14 protein-coding genes are annotated in these 24,507 nt (G+C 69.6%); 12 read left to right on the top strand and 2 right to left on the bottom strand.

What is annotated here, in order from left to right; translation table 11 throughout:
- Nucleotides 1-25: 25 nt before the first annotated feature.
- The gene (locus DM992_RS41655) at nucleotides 26-169 is read right to left on the bottom strand and encodes a hypothetical protein (RefSeq protein WP_162631648.1); all 144 of its coding nucleotides are present in this window, start codon (nucleotides 167-169) and stop codon (nucleotides 26-28) included.
- Nucleotides 170-760: 591 nt separating this feature from the next.
- On the opposite strand from DM992_RS41655, the gene DM992_RS13050 reads away from it, so the two are divergent.
- The 11 genes from DM992_RS13050 to DM992_RS13000 all read left to right on the top strand — a co-directional run bounded on the left by DM992_RS13050 (nucleotide 761) and on the right by DM992_RS13000 (nucleotide 12,641).
- The gene (locus DM992_RS13050; RefSeq protein ID WP_034184132.1) at nucleotides 761-1,273 is read left to right on the top strand and encodes a fimbrial protein; all 513 of its coding nucleotides are present in this window, start codon (nucleotides 761-763) and stop codon (nucleotides 1,271-1,273) included.
- A 122-nt stretch (nucleotides 1,274-1,395) separates the two neighbouring features.
- The gene (locus DM992_RS13045) at nucleotides 1,396-3,849 is read left to right on the top strand and encodes a fimbria/pilus outer membrane usher protein (RefSeq protein ID WP_111017121.1); all 2,454 of its coding nucleotides are present in this window, start codon (nucleotides 1,396-1,398) and stop codon (nucleotides 3,847-3,849) included.
- Between the two features lie 16 nt (nucleotides 3,850-3,865).
- A complete protein-coding gene (locus DM992_RS13040; RefSeq protein ID WP_111017120.1) occupies nucleotides 3,866-4,612 on the top strand; it encodes a molecular chaperone in 747 nt (248 codons plus the stop codon).
- Complete coding sequence (locus DM992_RS13035) at nucleotides 4,609-5,631, top strand: fimbrial protein (protein ID WP_111017119.1); 1,023 nt, start codon at nucleotides 4,609-4,611, stop codon at nucleotides 5,629-5,631. Before DM992_RS13040 ends, DM992_RS13035 begins: the two co-directional genes overlap by 4 nt.
- 205 nt (nucleotides 5,632-5,836) lie before the next feature.
- On the top strand, nucleotides 5,837-6,505 hold the full coding sequence (locus tag DM992_RS13030; protein ID WP_111017118.1) for an RNA polymerase factor sigma-70: 669 nt from the start codon (nucleotides 5,837-5,839) through the stop codon (nucleotides 6,503-6,505).
- A gap of 88 nt (nucleotides 6,506-6,593) precedes the next feature.
- Nucleotides 6,594-6,836: an MbtH family NRPS accessory protein gene (locus tag DM992_RS13025; RefSeq protein ID WP_006753776.1), complete on the top strand. Its 243-nt coding sequence runs from the start codon at nucleotides 6,594-6,596 to the stop codon at nucleotides 6,834-6,836.
- Nucleotides 6,837-6,880: 44 nt separating this feature from the next.
- Complete coding sequence (locus tag DM992_RS13020; RefSeq protein ID WP_111017117.1) at nucleotides 6,881-7,900, top strand: TauD/TfdA family dioxygenase; 1,020 nt, start codon at nucleotides 6,881-6,883, stop codon at nucleotides 7,898-7,900.
- Complete coding sequence (locus DM992_RS13015) at nucleotides 7,890-8,738, top strand: ABC transporter ATP-binding protein (protein WP_111017116.1); 849 nt, start codon at nucleotides 7,890-7,892, stop codon at nucleotides 8,736-8,738. The genes DM992_RS13020 and DM992_RS13015 overlap by 11 nt, the downstream gene beginning before the upstream one ends.
- Nucleotides 8,735-10,825, top strand: coding sequence for a Fe(3+)-hydroxamate ABC transporter permease FhuB (gene fhuB, locus DM992_RS13010; RefSeq protein ID WP_111017115.1), 2,091 nt, complete (start codon nucleotides 8,735-8,737; stop codon nucleotides 10,823-10,825). Before DM992_RS13015 ends, fhuB begins: the two co-directional genes overlap by 4 nt.
- Nucleotides 10,822-11,622 (top strand): siderophore-iron reductase FhuF, encoded by an 801-nt coding sequence (fhuF, locus tag DM992_RS13005; protein WP_111017114.1) that lies wholly within the window; start codon nucleotides 10,822-10,824, stop codon nucleotides 11,620-11,622. The genes fhuB and fhuF overlap by 4 nt, the downstream gene beginning before the upstream one ends.
- Nucleotides 11,619-12,641, top strand: coding sequence for an iron-siderophore ABC transporter substrate-binding protein (locus tag DM992_RS13000; protein WP_111017113.1), 1,023 nt, complete (start codon nucleotides 11,619-11,621; stop codon nucleotides 12,639-12,641). Before fhuF ends, DM992_RS13000 begins: the two co-directional genes overlap by 4 nt.
- Before the next feature lie 179 nt (nucleotides 12,642-12,820).
- Here the strand turns inward: DM992_RS13000 and DM992_RS12995 are convergent, their stop codons facing one another.
- A complete protein-coding gene (locus tag DM992_RS12995) occupies nucleotides 12,821-14,566 on the bottom strand; it encodes a cyclic peptide export ABC transporter (RefSeq protein ID WP_111017112.1) in 1,746 nt (581 codons plus the stop codon).
- Between the two features lie 270 nt (nucleotides 14,567-14,836).
- Here DM992_RS12995 and DM992_RS12985 point away from each other — a divergent pair, with 270 nt between their 5' ends.
- Entirely contained in the window at nucleotides 14,837-24,499 is a 9,663-nt protein-coding gene (locus DM992_RS12985; protein ID WP_111017111.1) for a non-ribosomal peptide synthetase, read from the top strand.
- Nucleotides 24,500-24,507: the final 8 nt, after the last annotated feature.

Raw genomic sequence — 24,507 nt, 5'->3', positions numbered from 1 at the left:
GCTGTATCGCCGATCGCTATCGGCGCTAGCTTCCGCCTTCGGGCAAGTCATCCAGACCGTTTTGCATCCCGCGGCAGTGCGGAAGGAGAACTTCCGGAACGGCCGGCATCCGGCGACCGATCGTGTCGCCACCCGGCGCAAACGTGCGCCGCGCATCTTCCTTTTTCATCTCGTCCATCCAGACCCGCACATCGCGTGCCGACGGCCGCGCAAATGCCTGATTCTCGATCGGTAATTGACGGTCGCATTAATTTGTGTATTGGAATTAATGAGAATGGCAAAGCGTCGCGGTAAAACGTTTGCATTCTTTTCGCAATCGTTTGCGCAACGGATCAGGGTTGGTGAAAGTCGGAGTTAATTTCCTGTCAGTTGAAAATGATTTGATGTCGGTGTTGCCGTCCGGCAACGATGGCGGAATTGGATAATGTTTTGTCTCTTTCGGATTGAGTCCTGTGTGAACCAATGCCAGCAAGGGCGAGGAGGGTGTGTGGATTATCTGAGAAAAATATCGTTAATCTTCAATCGGTTCCGTGGAGCAAAAGAGTGTTTCGGAATAAACCGGGTGGATTGAAGATTGCCGGGAGGAAATGTGATTTGCTGGGTGTGAATCGAACATTGTCAGAGACATTTAACAATGATTTACAAAAAACTTTCGTGACTATCTCGATAATGCCGCCTCGTGACGGACGGGAGCCAACCACACGCTGCCTTTTGTATCCGCCACGTCGTCCATTCCCTTTGCAATTCTCACGGAAACGTCATGAAAAAATCCCTCCTGACCGCTGTCGCACTCGCGGCCCTGTCGACCTCGGCCTTCGCAGCGGGCACCGGCACGATCAACTTCACGGGCGAGATCGTCGCGGGCGCATGCGGCATCGATTCGGGCTCGGTCAACCAGACCGTGAACCTCGGCAAGGTGCCGACCAACGTGTTCAAGCAGGCAGGCGACAAGTCCACGCCGACCAACTTCGACATCAAGCTGACCGACTGCGACACGAGCATCGCGCAGAACGCCTACTTCACGTTCACGGGCACGTCGAGCGCTGGCCAGCCGAAGCTGCTCGCCACGATCGGTTCGGCAACCAACGTCGGCATCCGCCTGCAGGCCGCGTCGGGTGAATACCTCGACAACGGCGCCGAGCAGAAGGCCCCGACCGTGCTGCAAAACGGCACGAACATCGCACGCTTCGCAGCGATGTACGAAGCGACGGCAGCCGGCGTGACGCCGGGTACCGCCGACGGCGTCGCGAACTTCACGGTCCGCTACCAGTAAGCGTCCGTATCGGAGGAGGGGTGCGTGCATCCCTTCCTCCTTCTTCTTTCCTTCCTGTTTCCTTCTCCTCGGACTTCCGGTAGCGCCGCGTGCGAATCAGACATTCCTTCCTTTGCGTCTCCGTGCTGGTCGTCGGCAGCCAGAGCCATGCGACGGAATTCAATGCGTCGTTTCTCGACATCGACGGAACGAGCAATGTCGACCTGTCGCAGTTCTCGCAGGCCGACTTCACGCTGCCGGGCGAGTACATGCTCGACGTGCAGGTCAACGACCTGTTCTACGGGCTGCAATCCGTCGAGTTCATCGCCGTCGACGCGTCCGGCGCGGGCAAGCCGTGCCTGCGGCCGGAGCTCGTCGCGCAGTTCGGGCTGAAGCCGTCGCTCGCGAAGGACCTGCCGCGCTTCCAGGGCGGACGCTGCGTCGACCTCGGTGCGATCGAGGGGGCGACCGTGCGTTACCTGAAGAGCGACGGGCGGCTCAAGATCACGATTCCGCAGGCCGCGCTCGAATTCACCGATTCGACCTACCTGCCGCCGGAGCGCTGGTCCGAAGGGATCCCCGGCGCGATGCTCGACTATCGCGTGATCGCGAACACGAACCGCAACTTCGGTGCGGGCGGCGGGCAGACGAATTCGATCCAGGCCTACGGGACGATCGGCGCGAACTGGGATGCATGGCGCTTTCGCGGCGACTACCAGGCGCAGTCGAACGTGGGCAACACGGCGTACGCGGACCGCACGTTCCGCTTCAGCCGGCTTTACGCGTTTCGCGCGCTGCCGTCGATCCAGTCGACGGTGACGTTCGGCGACGACTACCTGAGCTCAGACATTTTCGACACGTTCGCGCTGACGGGCGCGTCGATCCGCAGCGACGACCGCATGCTGCCGCCTTCGCTGCGCGGTTATGCGCCGCTGATCGCAGGCGTCGCGCGCACCAACGCGACCGTGACCGTGTCGCAGGCGGGCCGCGTGCTGTACGTGACGCGCGTGTCGCCGGGCGCGTTCGCGCTGCAGAACATCAACACGAGCGTGCAGGGCACGCTCGACGTCGCGGTCGAGGAAGAGGACGGCAGCGTGCAGCGCTTCCAGGTGACGACCGCCGCCGTGCCGTTCCTCGCGCGCACCGGGCAGTTGCGCTACAAGGCCGCCGTCGGCAAGCCGCGCCTGTTCGGCGGCGCCGGCATCACGCCGTTCTTCGGCTTCGGCGAAATCGCGTACGGCCTGCCGCTCGACGTCACGGTGTACGGCGGCTTCATCGCCGCATCGGGCTATACGTCGATCGCGCTCGGCGTCGGCCGCGATTTCGGCGCGTTCGGCGCGGTGTCGGCCGACGTCACGCATGCGCGGGCGCGCCTGTGGTGGAACGGCGCGACGCGCAACGGCAACTCGTACCGCGTCAACTACTCGAAGCACTTCGACGGGCTCGACGCCGACGTGCGCTTCTTCGGCTACCGCTTCTCCGAACGCGACTACACGAACTTCGCGCAGTTCACGGGCGACCCGACCGCGTACGGCCTCGCGAACAGCAAGCAGCGCTACTCGGCGACGATGTCGAAGCGCTTCGGCGACACGTCGACCTATTTCTCGTACGACCAGACGACCTACTGGGCGCGCTCGTCCGAGCAGCGCGTCGGCCTCACGCTGACGCGTGCGTTCTCGATCGGCGCGCTGCGCAACCTGAACGTCAGCGTGTCGGCGTTTCGCACTCAGAGCGCGGGCGCGAGCGGCAACCAGTTCTCGGTCACCGCGACGCTGCCGATCGGCGGCCGCCACACCGTCACGTCGAACCTGACGACGGGCAGCGGCAGCACGAGCGTGAACGCGGGCTACATCTACGACGATCCGGATGGCCGCACCTACCAGGTCAACGCGGGTGCGACCGACGGCCGCGCATCGGCGAACGCGAGCTTCCGCCAGCGCTCGTCGGCGTACCAGCTCACGGCACAGGCGTCGACGCTCGCCAATGCGTATGCGGCCGCGTCGCTCGAGGTCGACGGTTCGTTCGTCGCGACGCAGTACGGCGTGTCCGCGCACGCGAACGGCAACGCGGGCGATACGCGGCTGCTGGTGTCGACCGACGGCGTGCCCGACGTGCCGCTGTCCGGCACGCTCACGCATACCGATTCGCGCGGCTATGCGGTGCTCGACGGCATCTCGCCGTACAACGTGTACGACGCGACCGTCAACGTCGAGAAGCTGCCGCTCGAAGTGCAGGTGACGAACCCGATCCAGCGCATGGTGCTGACCGACGGCGCGATCGGCTTCGTGAAGTTCGCCGCCGCGCGCGGCAGCAACCTGTACCTGACGCTGACCGACCCGGCCGGCAAGCCGCTGCCGTTCGGTGCATCGGTGCAGGACGCGGCGAACGGCAAGGAACTCGGCATCGTCGGCGAGGGCGGTGCGGCGTTCCTGACGCAGGTTCAGCCGAAGTCGTCGCTCGCGGTGCGCGCGGGCGAACGCACGCTCTGCACGGTCGATGCGCTGCCGAACCAGCTCCAACTCGAAGGCACGCCGATCCCGGTGACGTGCCAGACGCCCGGCGAGTCGCACGCAGCGGCCGCACGGGTCGAACGATGAATCCACGGATCCTGCGATGAAAAACTCTCTTTCCCTTTCCTTCCCGCGCCGCGCATCGTGCGCACTCGCGACCGCCGGCGCGTTGCTCGCGGGTGCCGCGCATGCGGCGATCGTGCCGGACCGCACGCGCGTGATCTTCAACGAAGGCGAGCAGGCCGCGATCGTCACGATCACGAACAAGAGCACGACGTATCCGTATCTCGTGCAGTCGTGGCTCGAGGACGCGAAGGGCAACAAGATCACGTCGCCGCTGATGGTCGTGCCGCCGCTGCAGCGCGTCGAGGCGAACGAGCGCAACGTGCTGCGGATCGCGAAGCTGCCGGGCACCGAACTGCCGGCCGATCGCGAATCGGTGTTCTACCTGAACATCCGCGAAGTGCCGCCGAAGACCGATACGCCGAACACGCTGCAGATCGCGCTGCATACGCAGATGAAGCTGTTCTACCGGCCGAAGGCCGTGCAGCCCGCGCGCGACGAGGACTGGACGCTGCCGATGACGCTGCGCGTCGACACGGCCGCGCACAAGCTGGTGTTCGACAACCCGACGCCGTATCACGTGACGGTCGTCGACGTGAGCTCGGGCGCGCAGAAGACGCCGGTGCCGATCGAGCCGGTGATGGTGAGCCCGATGAGCACGGCCGACGTGCCGTTCAAGGCCGCGACGCCGTCGACGCTGTTCGTCACGCATATCGACGATTACGGCGGCCAGGTGGCGGTCGAGTATGCGTGCGAGGCGGGAGCTTGCAAGAGCGTGAAGAAATGAGCGGGGGAGTGCGTCATCGGGAATCGCCGGCGGCATGGTTGCGCTGGGTCGTACTCGTGCTGCTGGTCGCGGCCGTGCAGCCCGCATGGGCGCTGCGCTGCCTGACCAACAGCGGCGCGACTTCGTTGACCGAGCCGATCGGCGGCGTTGCGTCGTATCCGACCGACGCGCCGGACGGCTACGTGATCTGGGTGTCGCCGGTGCGCACGACGTCGGGGTATTGCTACAAGGACCTGGGTGACGACGGCAGCCTGAAAGTCGTCGACAACATTTACTTCTACGCGAATCCGAATCGCACGAACCCTGCCGCATGGGGGCTCGAGATCGGCATCCGCTACAAGGGCGTCGACTATTTCGACAAGACCAGCAATCGCGGCGGTGGGGTGTTTACCGGGTATTCGGTGCCGCCGTGCAGCAGGTACGACTTCGACCGCGGGCGCTGCCAGCAGACGCGCATCAGCATCGACTATCAGGTCGTCGTGCGCAAGAAGGGCAACTGGGTTCAGCCGCCGAGCGACATCTATACGGTGTTCCAGTTCGACGGCGAGTTCGGGCTGAATGCATTCGGCACGAGTTTCCAGTACCGCCTGAGCGGCCTGCGCAACCTCAAGCCGACGCCGTGCTTCGTCGACGTACTCGTGACGCCGGAACCGGGCATCGTCAATTTCGGACAGGTGCAGGCGGTCGGCAACGGCTTCCTGCCGGCGGTGCCCCGCAAGCGATTCTCGCTGTCGCTGACCAAGAAATGCAACGTCGCGGTGCGCGTCGACGGGTACTTCGAAACGAGCTATCCGGTTCGGAACGGTTTGCTGGTACCCGCGAAGGACAGCAATTTCGGCATCGGCATCGAAGACAGCCAGGGCAAGGCGATTCCGTTCAACGAACAGTTCACGCTGACGCAGTTTCCGTCCAACGTGATGAATCAGAGCGTGCTGATGGACGCGGTGCTGAAGTCGTTCGGGCCGCCGAAGATCGGGCGATTCGATGCGACGGCGACGATCCGGTTGTTCATCTATTGACGCATGCGTGCGCGGCCGGCGCCGGACGGTCGGCCGCAAGCCGTCAAGCCGGCGCCGGCATTGCACGATCGCGTTCGCTCGAACAACGATCCCGTCAATTGTTCAGACAAATCCTGACAGCCGGAAGGGGTATCCGGTAATCGGATTGAGAATGATTTGCGTTTACGTTAAATTGCGCTATCTCAGAATTTGACGGAGCAGATCGATGGCGATGGCGGAAGTGCTCGACCGACCCACGGCGGCAACGACGAACCCGTTCCTCGGCAGTTATCCGGACCTGCCGTCGCGCGCCGCACCGCGCGCGCGCCGTGCGGCGGAGTCCCGCGCGCAGGGCGCGCTGCTCGACGTGCTGATTTCGCATCGTGCGATGCTCGTCAATGTCGCGCGCGGCTTCGTCGGCTGTGCGAGCCGTGCCGAGGACGTCGTGCACGACGTATTCGTGAAACTCGTCGAATTCCCGAACCAGGACGCGGTGCGCCAGCCGGTCGCGTACGTGACGCGGATGGTGCGCAATGCGTCGATCGACGCGTGCCGCCGGCAGAGCCTCGAAAACGTCTATCACACGGAAGAGGACGACGGCTTCGACGTGCCGTCGCCCGAGCCGACGCCCGAAGCCGCGCTGATGACGCGCGATACGCTGCGGCGTGTCTGGGCCGCGCTCGACGACCTGCCGGCACGCAGCCGCGCGGCCTTCGAGATGGTGCGGCTGCGCGAGGAGACGCTGCAGACCGCCGCGCGCGCGCTGAACGTATCGCAGACGCTCGTGCATTTCATGGTGCGCGACGCGGAGCGCCACTGCGCGGAATGCCTCGACGCGTGCCATCGCGGCGTCGCGTGCCCGGTGTTCCTGGGCGGCCGCGCGCGGCGCCGGTAAAAAAACGCGCCGGCCAATCGTCTATCAGACAGGAGCGGCGAAATCCGTCGCTTCGCATCCTTCAACCGTCTCCTGCTTTTTTCCGATCATGACGCAAGCCACGACGCCTTCCGCCGACACCGACGATCTCGTCTATACGGTCGTCATCAACGACGAAGAACAGTATTCGATCTGGCCGACGTTCCGGCCCGTGCCGGCCGGCTGGCGCGAGGTCGGCGTGCGCGGCCCGAAGGCCGACTGTCTCGCGCACATCGAAACCGTCTGGACCGACATGCGCCCCGCGAGCCTGCGCCGTGCAATGGACGGCGAGCGCGCGACGCGCGCCTCGTGACCCGCTGCGCCGGGTTCCGGCGCACTACCTGAAGAGGACGTTGCATGACCCTGCTTTCGTTGCCGACGCTCGACGACCTGCATATCGAGCCGGGGCTGCCCACCGTCGTGTCGCCGCGCGGCAGCGACGGGATGTCGATCGACGAAGTCGCGCCGCTGGCGCGCGAGATCGCGGCCGACACGCTCGAACGGGCGGGCGGCGTGCTGTTCACGGGCTTTCACGTGCCGTCGATCGACGCGTTCCAGCAGTTCGCGGCATCGTTCGGCGATCCGCTGATCGGCTATGAATATGCGTCGACGCCGCGCAGCCAGGTCGAAGGCGCGGTCTACACGTCGACCGAATACCCGCCGCACCGCGCGATTCCGCTGCACAACGAGCAGTCGTATACGCGCGAATGGCCGCTGCGGATCTGGTTCCACTGCGCGCTCGCGGCGCCCAAGGGCGGCGCGACGCCGATCGCGGACAGCCGCGCCGTGTATCGTGCGCTCGATCCGGCGCTCGTCGCGCGTTTCGAGCGGCGCGAGCTGCTGTACGTGCGCAATTTCGGGCAGGGGCTCGACCTGCCGTGGCAGCAGTCGTTCGGCACCGACGAGCCGGCCGAGGTCGAGCGGATGTGCGCGGCGCGCGGCATCGAATGCGCGTGGCGCACCGACGACGACGGCGAACTGCTGCTGCGCACGCGCGAACGCTGCCAGGCCGTTGCGCACCATCCGCGCACCGGTGACCGCGTGTGGTTCAACCAGGCGAACCTGTTTCATCTGTCCGCGCTCGACGACGACATGCAGGAAGCGCTCGTCGATGCGGTCGGGATCGAGAACGTGCCGCGCAACGTGTACTACGGCGACGGCGAGCCGCTCGAGGCCGATGCGCTCGCGCAGATCCGCGGCGTGCTCGACCAGCAGCGCATCGTGTTCCCGTGGCGCACGGGCGACGTGCTGATGCTCGACAACATGCTGACCGCGCATGCGCGCGACCCGTTCGAGGGGCCGCGCAAGGTCGTCGTCGCAATGGCGCAGAGTTACACGGTCCCGCGCGCGACCGAGCGGAGGACCGATGACGCGTAGCACCGCCGCGCTTGCCGCGCGCGGGTTGACGGTGGGTTATCGCGACCATGTCGTGATCGACGGGCTGGACCTGTCGATCGCGGCCGGCCGCGTGACCGCGCTGTGCGGGCCGAACGGCTGCGGCAAGAGCACGCTGCTGCGCACGCTCGCGGGCCTGCAGCCCGCGCGTGCCGGCCATGTCGAAGTGAACGGCACGCCGCTCGCGTCGTTTCGCCGTCGCGCGCTCGCGCGCGAGCTGACGATGCTCGCGCAGTTCAACCAGATTCCGTCGGGCCTCACGGTGCGCGAACTCGTCGCGTACGGGCGCTACGCGTACGGCGGCTTCCTGCGCGGCCTGTCGCGCGCCGACCATGCGGCGATCGACGAGGCGCTCGAGACCAGCGGCCTCGCCGACGACGCGGGTCGCGACGTCGGCGCGCTGTCGGGCGGCGAACGCCAGCGCGCGTGGATCGCGATGGCGCTCGCGCAGCAGGCGCCGATCGTGCTGCTCGACGAGCCGACCACCTATCTCGACATCCATCACCAGCTCGACATCCTCGATGCGCTGCGCGCGCTGAACCGCGCGCGCGGGCTGACGATCGTGTGGGTGTTGCACGACCTGAACCAGGCGGCCGCGTACAGCGACGAGATCGTGCTGATGCGCGCGGGCCGCCTCGTCGCGCAGGGCTCGCCCGACGCGATGCTCGATCCGGCGCGGCTGCGCGCGGCGTTCGGCGTCGAGATGCTGAAGCTCGCGCATCCGCAGACGGGTGCGCCGATGTGCGTGCCGGCCTACGGGCCGTCGACGGCCGGCGCGCCGCAGGCGGCCGGCGTCTTCGATCGGGATCTCGCCGTATGACGACGTTCGCGATGCGCAAGCGCCTCGCGGCGACGGGGCGGGGCTCTGCCACCGGCCGGGCCGGCATGATTGCGATCGGCCTCGTCGCGCTGATCGCGATACTCGCGGCGCTGCGCGTCACACCCGATTTGCGCGTGTGGTGGGCGGCGGCGCCCGGCAGTGACGGCGCCGCGCTCGCGCATGTGTTCCTGTTCGACCTCAGCCTGCCGCGTGTCGCGGCCGCGCTCGTCGCGGGCGGCTGCCTCGGCATCGCGGGTGCGCTGTTCCAGTCGCTCACGCGCAATCCGCTCGCGTCGCCCGACCTGCTCGGCGTGACCGGCGGCGCGCAGCTCGGCCTGCTTGCGGCGATGCTCGTGCCGGCACTGGCGGGCGTCGCATCGGTGCCGCTGCTGTTCGTGTGCGGGCTGGCCGCCGCTGCAGTCGCGATCGTCGCGGCAGGCGGCTGGCGCGCGACGCCGTTGCGGCTCGTGCTCGCGGGCAGCGTGTGCATGCTGCTGTTCGCGGCGCTGTCGACGCTCGTGCTCGCGTTCTTCGAGCAGAACATCGCGGGCGCCGCGCTGTGGACCAACGGCAGCCTTTACCAGCCGGGCGCGACGGGCCTCGCGCTTGCCGCGCGCTGGCTCGTCGTGCCGCTGGTCGCGCTGCCGTTCGTGATCCGGCCGCTGAACCCGCTCACGCTCGGTGACGATGCGGCGGCCGCGGCCGGCGTGCGCGTCGATGCGACGCGGCTCGCCGCCACGCTCGTCGCGGTCGCGTTCACGAGCGTGGCCGTCAGTATCGCGGGCCCGCTGTCGTATGTCGGCCTCGTCGCGCCGAACCTGCTGCGCCAGGTGCGCGGTGCGCGCGCGGCGCGCCTCGGCGTGCTGGTGCCGCTGTCGGCGCTCGCCGGCGGCGCGCTCGTGCTCGTCACCGACAGCGCGGTGCTCGCGTCGGGACTCGACGCGACGCTGTCGACCGGCGTCGCGATCGCGCTCATTGGCACGCCGCTGATGCTCGCGATGATCCGGCGCGGCGCCGCGTGGTCGGGCGTGCTGCATGCGGATGCCGAACGTACGGCGGGCGGCGGCTCGACGCGGCTCGTCGGCTGGCTCGAACGGCTTGGCTGGCCGCTGCGCACGGCGCTGTTCGTCGTGGCCGGTGCGCTGGTGGTGTTGGTCGGCGTGTCGGCCGGCCCCGAATGGCTGTCGCCCGCGCGCTGGTCCGCCGCGCTGTCCGGCCAGGATGCGCTCGCGCGGATGCTGATCGACCTGCGCATGCCGCGCCTGCTGTGTGCGCTGCTCGCGGGCGCGCTGCTGGCCGTGAGCGGCGTCGCGATGCAGAGCGTCGTGCGCAATCCTCTCGCAGGCCCCGAAGTGCTCGGCGTCACGCAGGGCGCGGGGCTCGTCACGCTGTTCGCATTGTCGACGTGGCCGCTGATGGGCCACGTGACGCTCGCGGCGGCCGCGCTGATCGGCGGCGGACTGTCGCTCGCGATCACGCTCGCGCTGAATCACCGGCATCGTTATGCGCCGCTCGCGGTGGCGCTGACCGGTATCGTGATCGGCGCGCTGTGGACGACGCTCGCACAATGGCTGATCACGCAGCAAAGCGTGCAGCCCGCGCGCTTCGTCGTATGGCTCGTGGGCGGCACCTATGGCCGCAGCTGGGGCGAGGTGTCGATGCTGCTGCCGTGGTGCGTGCTCGCGGTGCCCGTGTTCGCGTGGCTTGCGCGACTGCTCGACATGCTCGCGCTCGGCGACGACCAGGCGGCCGCGCTCGGCCTGCCGGTGGCCGCGCTGCGGCCGCTCGCACTGACGATCGCGACGCTCGCCGCGTGCGCGGCCGTCGCGGCGGTCGGGCCGGTCGGCTTCATCGGGCTGATGGCGCCGCACGTCGCGACGATGCTCGGCGCGCGCCGGCATCGCACGCGGCTGTGGCTCGCGGCCGCGTGCGGCGCGCTGATCCTCGGTGCCGCGGATCTCGCGGCGCGCACGGTCGTCGCGCCGCGCGAAGTGCCGGCCGGCGTGCTGACTGCGCTGATCGGCGCGCCGTACCTGCTCGGGCTGCTGATCCTCGAGGGGCGCCGCGCCCGGCGCGCGGGGCGATGACGCCGTCGCTCGACGGCGTGCGCGCCACGCGCTTCTCGGCGTTCGCGCCCGAACCGTTCGCCGAACACCTCGACGTCGTCTGGCTCGGCATGCCCGACGACGCGTACGCGCCGGGCCGCATCGTCGTGCCCGTCAGCGCGTTGCCCGAGCATCGCGATGCCGTGCTCGACGCGATGGTCCGCCATTACGGCGGCGATCCGGCACAGCATGCGCGCGCGCTGATCTCGCAATGGAGCAAATACTATTTCGGTCGCGCGGGGCCGGCGGGTGTCGTCGCCGCGCTGACGCTCGGCCGGCCGCTCGACATGACGCCCGAACGCACGTTCGTCGCGCTCGACGACGGGATGCCCGCCGCGCTGTATTTCGCGGCGGACGCGCTCGGCGCGCCGTGCGACGATCCCGCGCCGCGCTATGCGGGGCTGGTCGCGCATCTCGGTGCGGTGATCGATCTGCTCGCAGCGATGGGCCGCGTTACGCCGCGCGTGCTGTGGAGCAACGCGGGCAATCTGCTCGACTATCTGCTCGACACCTGTCGTTCGCTGCGTTGCGCGGCCGATCCCGTGCGCGACGCGGGCTGGCTGTTCGGCTCGACGTGCTTCGCGTGCGAACCGAATCCGCTACGCATGCCGGTGCGCGACGCCGTGCCGCGCTCGCCGCTGCTGCCGACGCCGTTCCGCGCGCGCCGCGTGTGCTGCCTGCGCTACGAAATTCCTGGAGAAACGCAACTGTGTGGAAGCTGCCCCCTGCTATTGACGATGGACGACGCGGCGCTCGCCGGGCAGGACGCGATCCGGTGACGCATGCCGGCCGCCGGCACGCGTTGGGCGCACTCGCCGCGCTCGGTGCCGCGTGCTGCGGCGTGTTTTCCGCGTCGGCCGGTGCGGTTGCCGTCGCCGGCGGCGCACCCGGCACGCCGGGCGTCGTGTCGCTGGCCGGCAACCCCGTCGTGTCGCAGGCGAGCCTGAAGATGCCCGCGCGGCCGCAGCGGGTGGTCGCGCTCGACTTCATGTTCGCGGAAAGCGTGGTCGCGCTCGACCTCGTGCCGGTCGGGATGGCCGATACCGCGTTCTATCCGGGCTGGCTCGGCTACCAGAGCGACCGGCTCGCGCACGTGACCGACATCGGTTCGCGGCAGGAGCCGGGGCTCGAGGCGATCGCGGCGGTCAAGCCCGACCTGATCATCGGCGTCGGCTTCCGGCATGCGCCGATCTTCGACGCGCTCGACCGGATCGCGCCGACGATCCTGTTCCAGTTCAGCCCGAATGTTTCCGACGGCGGCGTGCCCGTCACGCAGCTCGACTGGATGCGGCAGATCTTCCGGACGATCGGCGCGGTGACGGGGCGCGACGCGCGTGCGCAGGCGGTCGATGCGCAACTCGACGCGGGGATCGCGCGCAATGCGGCGCGGCTCGCGGCAGCGGGCCGCAACGGCGAGCGCATCGCACTGCTGCAGGATCTCGGCTTGCCCGACCGTTACTGGGCCTATACGGGCAACAGCACGTCGGCCGGCCTCGCGCGTGCGCTCGGGCTCGATCCGTGGCCGAAGCAGCCGACGCGGGAAGGCACGCTGTACGTGACGTCGGCCGACCTGCTCACGCAGCGCGACCTGGCCGTGCTGTTCGTGACCGCGTCGGGGATGGACGTGCCGCTGTCGGCGAAACTCGATTCGCCGGTGTGGCGCTTCGTGCCCGCGCTGCGCGACCGCCGGATCGCACTCGTCGAACGCAATATCTGGGGGTTCGGCGGACCGATGTCGGCGCTGAAGCTGGCCGACGTGATGACCGATACGATGCTGAAGCTGCCGGCCGCGCGTTGAGTGCGCGGACGGTTGTCGGGCATCGATCACGCTGTTTCGACGGGCAGGGTGTTGTAATCGGCGTGACGTCAATGCCCTGGCCTTTCCTTGTCGCCGCTATCCAGCAATATTCCGTTCTGAACCCGACACCGCCGACGCACCGCCGTTGCGGCGCGTCGGCGATCGATTCATGAATGGGCTTACACGCTCAGCGCGTCGACACCATTCTGAGCACGCAAACGCGCGGGCATCGTGTCGCTGACGATGCGCCCGTTGTCGAGCTTCAGCAGCCGGTCGGCGAGGTCGAAATAGCGATCGTCGTGCGTGATCACGATCACGGCCTTGCCGCGTGCGCGCAGCTCGGGCAGCAGCTGTTCGTAGAACACGGCCTTGAACGACGGGTCCTGGTCGGCCGCCCATTCGTCGAACAGGTAGAACGGCCGGTCTTCCAGATACGCGACGACGAGCGCGAGCCGCTTGCGCTGCCCGGTCGACAGCGCGCGGGTCGAGAACGCGCCGTCGACCACTTTCACCTTGTGGTCGAGCGCCAGCTTCGCTACGAGCGCGTTCGCCCGCGCATCGGCCTGCGCACGGGCCGGATCGTCGGGATCGACGATGCCGAGCAGCGCATCGAACAGGTGGAAATCGTTGAACACCGCGCTGAAGCGCTGCCGGTACGCGGCGCGCTCGCGCCAGCCGATCGTGCGGCCGTCGGCCTCGATCGTGCCTTCCTCGGGCTCGTAGAGCCCCGTCAGCACCTTCGCGAGCGTCGTCTTGCCGCTGCCGTTGCCGCCGACGATGAACACGAGCTCGCCCGGGTTGATCGTCAGGTCGATCGGCCCGATGCTGAACATCCGTTCGTCGCGCTCGTGGAAATACGCGTGCGTGACGCCGCGCAATGTGACGGTGCCGGCCGGCGGCACGTCGGGCGCGTCGGCCGCGGGCGGCACCGTGCGCAGCGCGCCGAATTCGGCCATCACGCCCTCGATCCGAGTGAGCGACACGCGTGCCGCGTTGACGGTCGGCAGGTTGTTCAGGAGCCCGTCGAGCGGCACGAGCATGAACAGGAACACGACGACATAGCCGGCCGCCGTGCCCGGATCGGCATGCACGCCGAGCTGCGGCCAGAACGACGCCACGCCGAGGAATACGTAGAACAGGAAGATGATCCAGCCGACGCCGACCGCGTACGCGCTGAACGCGCGGCGGCGGTGGTCACGCACTTCGCCGATCGCGGCGCCGAGCTGGCCGTCGACGAACTGGCGTGCGCGCGCATCGTGCAGCTTCAGTTCCTTCGCGCCGGAGAACAGCGAGCCGAGATAGCCGAACAGGCGGTCCTGCGCCTGGCCGGCCGCTTCGAGCGACGCGATCGCGCGGCGGTCGCCGGTGTGATAACCGAGCGAGCCGGCGATGATCGCGGCCAGCGCCAGCACGCACACGGGCCACGACAGCCACGCGAGATAGCCGAGGCAGCCGAACACGATCGAGCCGTGCATGACCAGGTTCGGCAGCGCGAAGAACAGCATCGACACGTTGGTCGCGTCGTCGGTCAGCACCGACTGCACGGGCGCGGCGCCGATCCGCTCGATGTCGCGCAGCTCGGCCGCGCCGACGCGCCGCGCGAGATGCACGCGCAGCCGCGCCATCGTGTCCTGCGACAGGCGCGCGAACAGCGTGCCCGACACGATCCGCGTGACGAGCGCGATTACCGCGCACAACGCGAAGCGCCACGCGAGCGACGCATCGGCCGCACCGGGTTGCGAGAGCGCGCGGTTCAGCGTCGCGACGAGCAGCACGCTCGCGATGCCGTTCAGCACGCACGCGGTGAGCGCCAGCGCGAGCGATGCGCGGCTTTCGCGCAACAGCGCGAGGATCAGGCGCGCCGCGGGGCGGGCGGGCGAGGCGTCGAGGGACGGCGGGGAAGAAGGCTCGTGGGCAGCAGTCATCGGCAACGTCGGTAAAGGGAAGGCAAGCGAATACGCGGAAACGGAAAAACTGAAGCGAAAGCGGCGGGCGGGGGCGCCCGTTCCTGCTTTCCTTCCTGATAGACGAACGGGCCGTGCAAATATTTAGCAGCGCCAGCAAAAAAAGACGGTCACGCACGCTTCGAGCGCAAAACGGTAAAAAATCGGCGGCGCCGTTCGTCACACCAGTGAAGCCGCCCCAAGCGGCCCCGAGACTTGGCCGAAGCGGCCGGACCGAAGGACTTCACGCACATGACGAGTTTCCCGACTGCGCTGCATCACCGAATCCGCGAACTGGCGCGCGTTGCGCCCGACGCACCGGCAATCGCGGTACCTTTCCAGAATGACTTGCGCTTGTCGCGCGGTGCGCTCGACGCGCGTGCGTCGCGGCTGGCGCGGCAACTGCGTGCGGCCGGCGTCGGCGCGGAAGTGCGGGTCGGCGTCTGCGTCGAGCGCTCGTGCGAGCTGTTCGTCGCGCTGCTGGCCGTGCTGAAGGCGGGCGGCGTGTTCGTGCCGCTCGATCCGCGGCATCCGGCCGCGCGCCTCGACTGGATCGTCCAGGATGCGCAGCTGCGGCACTGCATCGTCGACGAAGCCGGCCGCGCGGCGCTCGGCGCGCCGTTCGAACATGCGTTCGACGCGGCTGACGAAGCGGCGGGCGGGCAGGACCTCGTTGCCGATGACGAAGCGGTACCCGTGCACCCGCGTTCGGCCGCCTACATGATCTATACGTCGGGCTCGACCGGCATGCCGAAGGCGGTGGTCGTCGAGCACGGGCCGCTCGCCGCGCATTGCGACGCGCTTGCGGCCGCGCTGCCGATCGACGCAGGCGACCGCCTGCTGCATTTCGCGTCGGTCAATTTCGACGCGGCTCATGAGTGCTGGCTCGCGCCGCTCGCGATCGGCGCCAGTATCGTCGTGGCGCCGCCGCAGCCGTTCGCGCCCGACGCCGCGCATGCGCTGATGATGCGCGAATCGGTCAACGTCGCCGCGTTCCCGCCCGCGTACCTGCGCGAATTTGCGGCTGTCGCCGCGCGCGACGGCGTGCCGCCGGCATTGCGCGTGCTCGCGTTCGGCGGCGAAGCGCTGCCGCAGCAGGCGTTCGAGTTCGTGCGCCGCACGTTTCCGTCGGTACGCCTGATCAACGGCTACGGGCCGACCGAGGCCGTAATCTCGCCGATGCTGTGGCCGGTCGAACCGGGCGAGGCGCCCGTGCTGGCCGCTGACGACGCGTATGCGTCGCTGCCGATCGGCCGCGTGATCGGCCCGCGCGTCGCGCGCATTGATGGCGGTGAGACTGATGGCGTGGGCGAGCTGCTGCTCGGCGGCGTCTGTATTGCGCGCAGCTATCACGGCCGCCCGGCGCTGACGGCCGAACGCTTCATTCCCGATCCGGACGGCGAGCCGGGCGCGCGCGTCTACCGCACGGGCGATCTCGCACGCCTGCGCGACGACGGCGCATTCGACTATCTCGGCCGCCTCGACGATCAGGTCCAGGTGCGCGGCGTGCGCGTGGAGCCCGCGGAAATCGCCGCGTGCCTGCGCTCGCACCCGGCCGTGGCCGACGCGGCCGTGGTCGCCGAAACCGGCAACGGGCCGACGCGGCTGATCGCGTGCGTCGCGCTGCGCGCGGCGGCCGACGATGCGGCGCTGAAGGCGCACGTGGCCGCGCAACTGCCGGCGGCATGGCAACCGCACCGGTTCGTGCGTTGCGATGCGCTGCCGTATACGTTGAACGGCAAGATCGACCGTGCGGCGCTGCGCGAGTGGATTGCCGCCGCGCGCGACACGACGCAACGCGCTGGCGCCGCGCCGCGCACGCCGACCGAGCAGCAACTTGCGGGCCTCTGGCAGACGCTGCTCGGCCTCGACGTCGCGCCGTCCCGCGACGACCATTTCTTTGCGTTGGGTGCCGATTCGCTCGCCGCGATGCAGTTGCAGGCCGCAATTCGCGCCGCATCGCGCGTGAACCTGCGGCTCGATACGCTGTTCGCCGATCCGGTGCTCGCCGAACTGGCCGAAACGGTCGATCGCGCGGAACGTGAGACCGGCGAGCCACTGGCCGCCATTTCCGCGCGCCGCGCGCCGGCCGATGCGGCCGCATCGGGCGCGCCGCATGTCGACCGTGCCGCGTCGCTCGCACAGCAACGCTTCTGGGTGCTCGCGCAAACGCGTGATGCGAGCGCCGCATATCACATCGCCGCGCACTGGACGATCGACGGCACGCTCGATCGCGACGCGCTGCAGCGCGCGCTCGATCACGTGATCGGCCGGCACGAGGCGTGGCGCACGACGCTCGTCGACAACGACGACGGCATCGTGATGCAGCGGATTCATGCGCATCTGCCGGTGTCGATCGCCGACATCGACCTGCGCGACCAGCCGCCGGCCGCGCGCGACGCACAAGCCGCGCGGCTCGCCGAGCGCGATGCGGCCGAACCGTTCGATCTCGCACGCGGCCCGCTGCTGCGCGCGACGCTCGCCGCGCTCGCCGACGACCGTCACCGCCTGCTGCTGACCGCGCATCACGCGATCACCGACGGCTGGAGCTCGCGCTGCGCGTTCGACGAGCTTTCGGCTGCATACAGCGCGTATGCGGAAGGCCGTGAACCGTCGCTGCCTGATCTGCCGATCCAGTACGCCGACTACGCCGACTGGCAGCGCGACATGCTGGCCGGCGGCGAGGGCGAACGCCAGCTCGACTACTGGCGTGGCGCATTGCGCGACGTGCCGGGCCCGATCGCGCTGCCGGTCGACCGTCAGCCGGGCGCCGCGCGCACGCTGCAGGGCGCACGCGTGTCGGTGCGCCTGCCCGACGCGGTCGCGGCCGACGTGCGGCAACTCGCGCGCGACGCACAGGCCACCGTCTTCACGGTGCTGCTGGCCGCGCTCGACGCATGGCTGTCGCGCCTGACCGGCGAAACGGACGTTGTCGTCGCGGTGCCGGTCGCGCATCGCCAGCGCGCTGAAACGCGCGCGTTGCTCGGGCTGTTCCTGAATACGGTCGCGCTGCGTGTGCGCGTGGCGCCGACGCTGCCGTTCCGCGCGCTCGTCGACGCGGCGCGCACGGCAGCGCTCGACGCGGTCGCGCACCAGGACGTGCCGTTCGAGCGCGTCGTCGATGCGGTGAAGCCGCCGGTCAAGCGCGGCGACGAATGGCTGCGCGTGAAATTCGCGCAGCAGTTCGACGCGCGGCACGACAGCGTGCTGCCGGGTGCGACCGCTGTTGCTACGCCGGGGCCCGATCTGGCCGCGCGTTTCGACTTCGCGCTGGATTTCACCGACGACGCGAACGGGATTGAACTGGTCGCGGCCTATGCGACCGACTGCATCGACGCCGACACCGCGCGTGCGTGGCTCGACAGCTATGCGGCGCTCGTCGGCGCGGCCGCGCACGATCCGCAACGCGCGACGGCCGCGCTGCCGTGCGACGCTTCGGCCGCGTCGCGGCAGCCGCGCGACGGCCGCGCGCTGCGTGTCGAACATGCCGACATCGTCGCCGCGTTCGCGCGGCAGGCGGCCGCGTATCCGCATCGCGTCGCGCTCGCCGATGCGTCGGCGGCGCTGACGTTCGCCGAACTCGACGACACGTCGAACCGAATCGCGCGTGCGCTGACGCAGCGCGGTGTCGCCGCCGAAGCGTCCGTCATCGTCTGCATCGAACGTTCCGCGCGCTTCGTCGTCGGCCTGCTCGGCGTGCTGAAGGCCGGTGCGCTCGCCGTGTTGCTCGATCCCGCACAGCCGGCCGCACGACTCGCCGCGGCGGCAGCCGACTGCGGCGCGCGCTGGGCGCTCGTCGCGGATACGGCCGCGTGGCCGGCCGGCATCGACGCTCAGCCGCTCGACGTCGACACGCTCGCACAGGACGCGACGTTCGCGCATGCGGCCGGCGTGCGCGTCGCACCGCATCCGGAACAGGGCGCATACCTGATCTATACGTCGGGCTCGACCGGCACGCCGAAGGGCGTCGTCGTGTCGCACGGCGCACTGGCCGACTACGTGCAGGGGATGCTCGACGAACTCGCGTTCGCACCGGACGCATCGTTCGCGATGGTGTCGACCGTTGCGGCCGATCTCGGGCACACGACGCTGTTCGGCGCGCTGTGCGCGGGCCGCACGCTGCACCTGCTGCCGGCCGCATGCGCGTTCGATCCGGACCTGTTCGCGGACGAGATGCGCCGCCGCGACGTCGGCGTGCTGAAGATCGTGCCGAGCCACCTGCAGGCGCTGCTCGACGCGCGCGTGCCGGCCGATGTGCTGCCGCGCCACGCGCTCGTGACGGGCGGCGAAACGCTCGCATGGGCGCTCGTTGCGCGCCTGGCCGCGCTCGCGCCGGCCTGCCGCGTGATCAACCATTACGGGCCGACCGAAGCGACGGTCGGCGCGATCGCGTGCGATACCGTATCGATCGCCGCCGATGCGCGCGATCCCGCGGGCGGCGTGCCGCTCGGCCTGCCGCTGCCAAATGCGCGTGCGCTGGTGCTCGACGCGTTCGGCGCATGCGTGCCGGCCGGCGCGACGGGCGAGCTGTATCTGGGCGGGCCGGGTGTCGCGCGCGGCTACCTCGGGCGGCCGGCGCAGACCGCCGAACGCTTCGTGCCCGATCCGTTCACGCCCGGCGCGCGGCTGTATCGCACCGGCGACCGCGTGCGGTTGCGCGCGGACGGCCGTCTCGCGTTCCTCGGCCGCATCGACGATCAGGTGAAGATCCGCGGCTACCGTGTCGAACCGGGCGAGGTGAGTGCGGCCGTGCGCGCGGCCGGCCCGGTCGCGCAAGCCGAAACGCTCGCGATCGAGCACGACGGCCGCCTGCGGCTCGCGACCTTCGTCGTGATGCGCGACGGCGCTGCATTCGACGAAGCCGCCGTGCGCGCGGCGCTCGCCGCGAAGCTGCCCGATTATATGGTGCCCGCGCAGTTCGTGGTGCTCGCGCGCCTGCCGGTGACCGCGAATGGCAAGATCGATCGCGCGGCGCTGCGCGAACTGGCGGCCGCGCCGGTCGCGCTCGCGTCCGGCGACGCGCCGCAGGGCGCGGTCGAAACGGTACTCGCCGAAGTCTGGCAGGCCGTGCTGAAGGCGCCGCAGGTCGGCCGCGACGACAACTTCTTCGAACTCGGCGGCGATTCGATCCTCGTGCTGCAGGTGATTGCCCGTGCGCGCAAGCGCGGCGTGCGCTTCACGCCGAAGCAATTGTTCGATGGCCCGACGGTGGCTGAACTCGCGCGAATCGCGAAGACCGAGGACGTGACTGCTACCGCGCAGCCAGCCACGGCACCCGCATTGGCGACACCGGCTGCCGCGCCAATTCTGACGCCGGCTCAGCAACGCTTCTTCGCGCTCGACATCCCGCAGTGCGGCCACTGGAACCAGTCGGTCGCGTTCGATGTGCGCGGGCCGTTCGACGCGGACGCGTTCGCGCGCGCATTCGATGCTTTGCTGACGCATCACGACGCGTTCCGCCAGCGCTTCGCGCTTGGTGTGGACGGCACGTGGCACGCGAGCGATGCCGCGAAGCCATATGACGCGCTGCCGTTCGTCGAAGTCGCCGCACGCGACGAAGCCGACGCGCTCGCGCGTTTCGACGCATTGCAGCGCCGTCTCGACCTCGGCCGCGGGCCGCTCGCCTGCGCGTGCGCGGCACGGCTGCCGGACGGCTCGACGCAGCTTTATCTGGCGATTCACCACGCGATCGTCGACGGCGTGTCGTGGCGCATCCTGCTCGACGATCTCGACACGGCCTACCGCGCCGCGTGCGAACGCACGCCGGTCCGGCTGTCGCAGCCGGGCCTGCGTGCCGATGCATGGGCCGCACGGCTCGCGCGCGCCGCGACGGAACCGGCGTCGCCGTTCGCGGCCGAAGCCACGTACTGGGCCGGGATGGCGCAGGGCGACGACCTCGTGCCCGATCATCCGGATGCAGCGGCGACGAATGCCGATGCAGCCGTCGTCGTGCAGACGATCGACGCGGCATTGACGCGTGCGGCGCTGACCGATGCGCATGCGGCCTATCGCACGCAGACAATCGAACTGCTGGGCGCGGCGCTCGCGCTGGCACTGGCCGGCGTGCGCGGCTCGGCATCGTGCCGCGTCGAACTGGAAGGGCACGGTCGCGAGGCACTGTTCGACGATGCGGACGCGAGCCGCACGATCGGCTGGCTGACGAGCCACTACCCGGTGACCCTGCCGGTCGAAGCGACCGCGAGCGACACGCTGTGTGCGGTCAAGGACACGCTGCGCGCGGTGCCGCACAAGGGGCTCGGCTTCGGCGTGCTCGCACACTACGGCGATGCGGCGACGCGCGCGGCGCTGGCCGCCGTCCCGCGCCCGCGCGTCACGTTCAACTATCTCGGCCAGTTCGACGCGCCGCGCGACGCGACGCTCGTGCCGCGTTTCGGCGGTACCGGCGTGGAGCGCGATCCGCAGGGGCCGCTCGGCAACACGCTCGCGATCCACGCATACCTCGACACGGACCGCGATGGCGCACGCACGCTGAAAGTGCACTGGGTCTATGGCGCGCCGCAGTTCGAGCGCGCGACGATCGACGCGTTCGCCGAACGCTTCGCGGCCGCGCTGCGGGAACTCGTCGATGCCTGCGCGTCGCGCGTCGCACATCGCGGCGGCGGCGCGACACCGGGCGATTTCCCGCTCGCGCAGGCCGCCGGCCTCACTCAGGCGGCGATCGAACGCACGCCGCTGGACTGGCGCACGATCGACGACGTGTATCCGCTGTCGCCGATGCAACAGGGCATCCTGTTCCATGCGCTGTTCGCGCCCGGCCACGCAAGCTACGTGAACCAGCTCGTCGCGACCGCGACCGCGCTCGATGCCGAACGTCTCGTCAACGCGTTCGACGCGTCCGTCGCACGTCACGACATCCTGCGCACGAGCGTGATGCCCGACGAAGCCGCGCCGCTGCAGTGCGTGCATCGCCACGCGCAGATGCCGGTCGAGCAGCTCGACTGGCGCACGCGCGGCGACACGCTCGACGCCGATTTCGACGCATGGCTCGCGGCCGACCGCGCACGGGGTTTCGACTGGCGCGAGCCGCCGCTGATGCGGCTTACGCTGATCCGCGTGACGGACGACGCATGGCGCGTCGTGTGGACGCGTCACCACGTGCTGCTCGACGGCTGGAGCACCGCGCGCCTGCTCGCGGACGTGCTGCGCGACTATCGCGACCCGGATGCGGTGTCGCCGTTCGCGAGCCGCCCGGCGCTGCGCTATCGCGACTTCATCGCGTGGCTCGGCACGCGCGACCGCGATGCCGACGAACGCTTCTGGACCGAGCGCCTCGCGCGGCTCGACGCGCCGACGCTGATCGCGGAACGCGCGGCCGACCGCGCGGACGCCGACATGGTCACGTGGCGCGCGACGATCGATGCGGATGCGATGACGCGCGTCGCGCAGACGGCACGCGCACTGAAGCTGACGGTCAACACGCTGGTGCAGGGCGCGTGGGCGCTCGCGCTGCAGCGGATGACGCACCAGCCGGCCGTCGCGTTCGGCGCGACCGTCGCGGGCCGCCCCGATACGCTCGCGGACGTCGACACGGTGCTCGGCCTCTTCATCAACACGCTGCCGGTCATCACCGCTCCCGCACCGCAACAACGCGTAGCCGACTGGCTGCAAAAGCTGCAACGCGAGAATGCGGCGGCGGCCGAGCATGCACACACGCCGCTCGCCGACATCCAGCGCTGGGCGCGTGGCGCGGGCGGCGCACTGTTCGATACGCTGGTCGTATTCGAGAACTACCCGGTGGACGACACGGCGCGCGACGCCGATCCGCGCGCGCTTGCGATGAGCGGCGTGCGCAGCATCGAAGCGACCGATTTTGCGCTGACGCTCGTGATCGAGAGCGGTGCGACGCTGACGATCGACTACGGCTACGACACAGCGCGCGTCGATGCGCGGCAAGTCGAGACCTGGCACCGTGCGTTCGCGTGTGCGCTCGATGCGCTGGCCTGCACGCCGGACGCGCTGCTCGGCACGCTGTCGATCGCCGACGACGCAACCCGCGACGCACTGGCGCTTGCGCAGGACACCGCGCAGTCGTGGCCGGCTTCGCAACGGCAGCCGCTGCACCTGCAATTCGCCGATGCGGCGCAGGCGACGCCCGACGCGATCGCGCTCGAATACGCGGACGTGCACGGCGGCGTGCATCGCGCGACCTATCGCGAACTCGACGTCGGCACGTCGCGCATCGCGACCGCGCTGCGCCGGCGCGGCGTGCGGCCCGACACGCCGGTCGCGCTGTGCGTCGAGCGCTCGTTCGACATGGTGATGGCGCTCGTCGGCGTGCTGAAGGCCGGTGCGGCGTATCTGCCGGTCGATCCCGACTATCCGGCCGAGCGCATCGCGTACCTGCTGCGCGACGCGCGGCCGGCCGTCGCGATCACGCAGGCGCACCTGCGCGAGGAGGTCGAGGCCGCGCTTGGCGACGGTGCCGCGACGCAGTTGCTGACGCTCGCGGACCTGCTCGCCGATGAAGCGGGGGAAGGTGAAGAAGCGCTGGCGGGCATCGCCATCGACGACGCCCAACTCGCATACCTGATCTACACATCGGGCTCGACCGGCAAGCCGAAGGGCGCCGGCAACACGCACGGCGCGCTCGCGAACCGGATCGCGTGGATGCAGCACGCATACCGTCTGACGCGCGACGACGTCGTGCTGCACAAGACGCCGTTCGGCTTCGACGTGTCGGTCTGGGAATTCGTGTGGCCGCTGGCGATCGGCGCGAAGCTCGCGATCGCCGCACCCGGCGACCATCGCGATCCGGCGCGTCTCGCGGCCGCGATCCATGCGCACGGCGTGACGGTGCTGCATTTCGTGCCATCGATGCTCGCCGCGTTCGCCGCATACCTCGACGATTTCTCGGCCGCCGCGCAATGCGACAGCGTGCGCCTGATCGTCGCGAGCGGCGAGGCGCTTGCGCCCGAGCTCGTCGCGAAGATGGCACGGCTGCTGCCGAACGCGACGCTCGTGAACCTGTACGGGCCGACCGAAGCCGCGATCGACGTGTCGCACTGGACCTGCGGCCCCGACGATGCGAATGCGGTCGCGGTGCCGATCGGCCGTCCGATCGCGAACCTGCAGCTGCATGTGCTCGATGCCGCATGGCAGCCGGTGCCGGCCGGCGCGACCGGCGAGCTGTATCTCGCGGGCGCGGGCCTGGCGCGCGGTTATCTCGGCCGCCCGGGGCTGACCGCCGAGCGTTTCGTGCCGGATCCGTTCGTGCCGGGCGCACGCATGTACCGCACGGGCGACCTCGCACGCCGGCGCGCCGACGGTGCGCTCGACTACCTCGGCCGCGTCGACACGCAGGTGAAGCTGCGCGGCCAGCGGATCGAGCCGGGCGAGATCGAGGCGCTGCTGCGCGCGGCGCCCGGCGTGAACGATGCGGTCGTGATCGTGCGCGACGAGCAATTGATCGGCTATGTCGCGCGCGGCGACGCGGGCCCGCTCGACCGTGCGGCGCTGCTCGACACGTTGCGCGCGCAACTGCCGGCCTACATGGTGCCGTCGCAACTGATCGAACTCGACGCATTGCCCGTCACGCCGAACGGCAAGTGCGACCGTCATGCGCTGCCCGCGCCGGTGCGCGAAGCGGCCGAAGCCGTCGAACTCGCGACCGATACCGAACGCGCGCTCGCGGATATCTGGCAACGCGTGCTGCATGTCGACGCGATCGGCCGCGACGGCGATTTCTTCCTGCTCGGCGGCCATTCGCTGCTCGCGACGCAGGCCCACGCGCAGGCGAACCTGCACTGGGGGCTCGCGCTGCCGCTGCGCACGCTGTTCGACACGCGCACGCTCGCGCGCTGCGCGGAAGCGATCGACGCGGCCTGCGCGGCGCGCGGCGCGACCGATGCGGCGAGCGCGATCGACGCGCTGCTCGGCGAACTGGAAACCCAATAAGGACGACG

Source organism: Burkholderia sp. JP2-270 (assembly GCF_003233675.1).
Classification (GTDB): domain Bacteria; phylum Pseudomonadota; class Gammaproteobacteria; order Burkholderiales; family Burkholderiaceae; genus Burkholderia; species Burkholderia pyrrocinia_C.
This window is presented reverse-complemented; position numbering and strand designations above follow the sequence as displayed.

Coding starts and splice junctions, on each gene's coding strand:
- DM992_RS41655 (WP_162631648.1), bottom strand. CDS start 169: ATGAAAAAGGAAGATGCGCGGCGCACGTTTGCGCCGGGTGGCGACACG.
- DM992_RS13050 (WP_034184132.1), top strand. CDS start 761: ATGAAAAAATCCCTCCTGACCGCTGTCGCACTCGCGGCCCTGTCGACC.
- DM992_RS13040 (WP_111017120.1), top strand. CDS start 3,866: ATGAAAAACTCTCTTTCCCTTTCCTTCCCGCGCCGCGCATCGTGCGCA.
- DM992_RS13035 (WP_111017119.1), top strand. CDS start 4,609: ATGAGCGGGGGAGTGCGTCATCGGGAATCGCCGGCGGCATGGTTGCGC.
- DM992_RS13030 (WP_111017118.1), top strand. CDS start 5,837: ATGGCGATGGCGGAAGTGCTCGACCGACCCACGGCGGCAACGACGAAC.
- DM992_RS13025 (WP_006753776.1), top strand. CDS start 6,594: ATGACGCAAGCCACGACGCCTTCCGCCGACACCGACGATCTCGTCTAT.
- DM992_RS13020 (WP_111017117.1), top strand. CDS start 6,881: ATGACCCTGCTTTCGTTGCCGACGCTCGACGACCTGCATATCGAGCCG.
- DM992_RS13015 (WP_111017116.1), top strand. CDS start 7,890: ATGACGCGTAGCACCGCCGCGCTTGCCGCGCGCGGGTTGACGGTGGGT.
- fhuB (WP_111017115.1), top strand. CDS start 8,735: ATGACGACGTTCGCGATGCGCAAGCGCCTCGCGGCGACGGGGCGGGGC.
- fhuF (WP_111017114.1), top strand. CDS start 10,822: ATGACGCCGTCGCTCGACGGCGTGCGCGCCACGCGCTTCTCGGCGTTC.
- DM992_RS12995 (WP_111017112.1), bottom strand. CDS start 14,566: ATGACTGCTGCCCACGAGCCTTCTTCCCCGCCGTCCCTCGACGCCTCG.
- DM992_RS12985 (WP_111017111.1), top strand. CDS start 14,837: ATGACGAGTTTCCCGACTGCGCTGCATCACCGAATCCGCGAACTGGCG.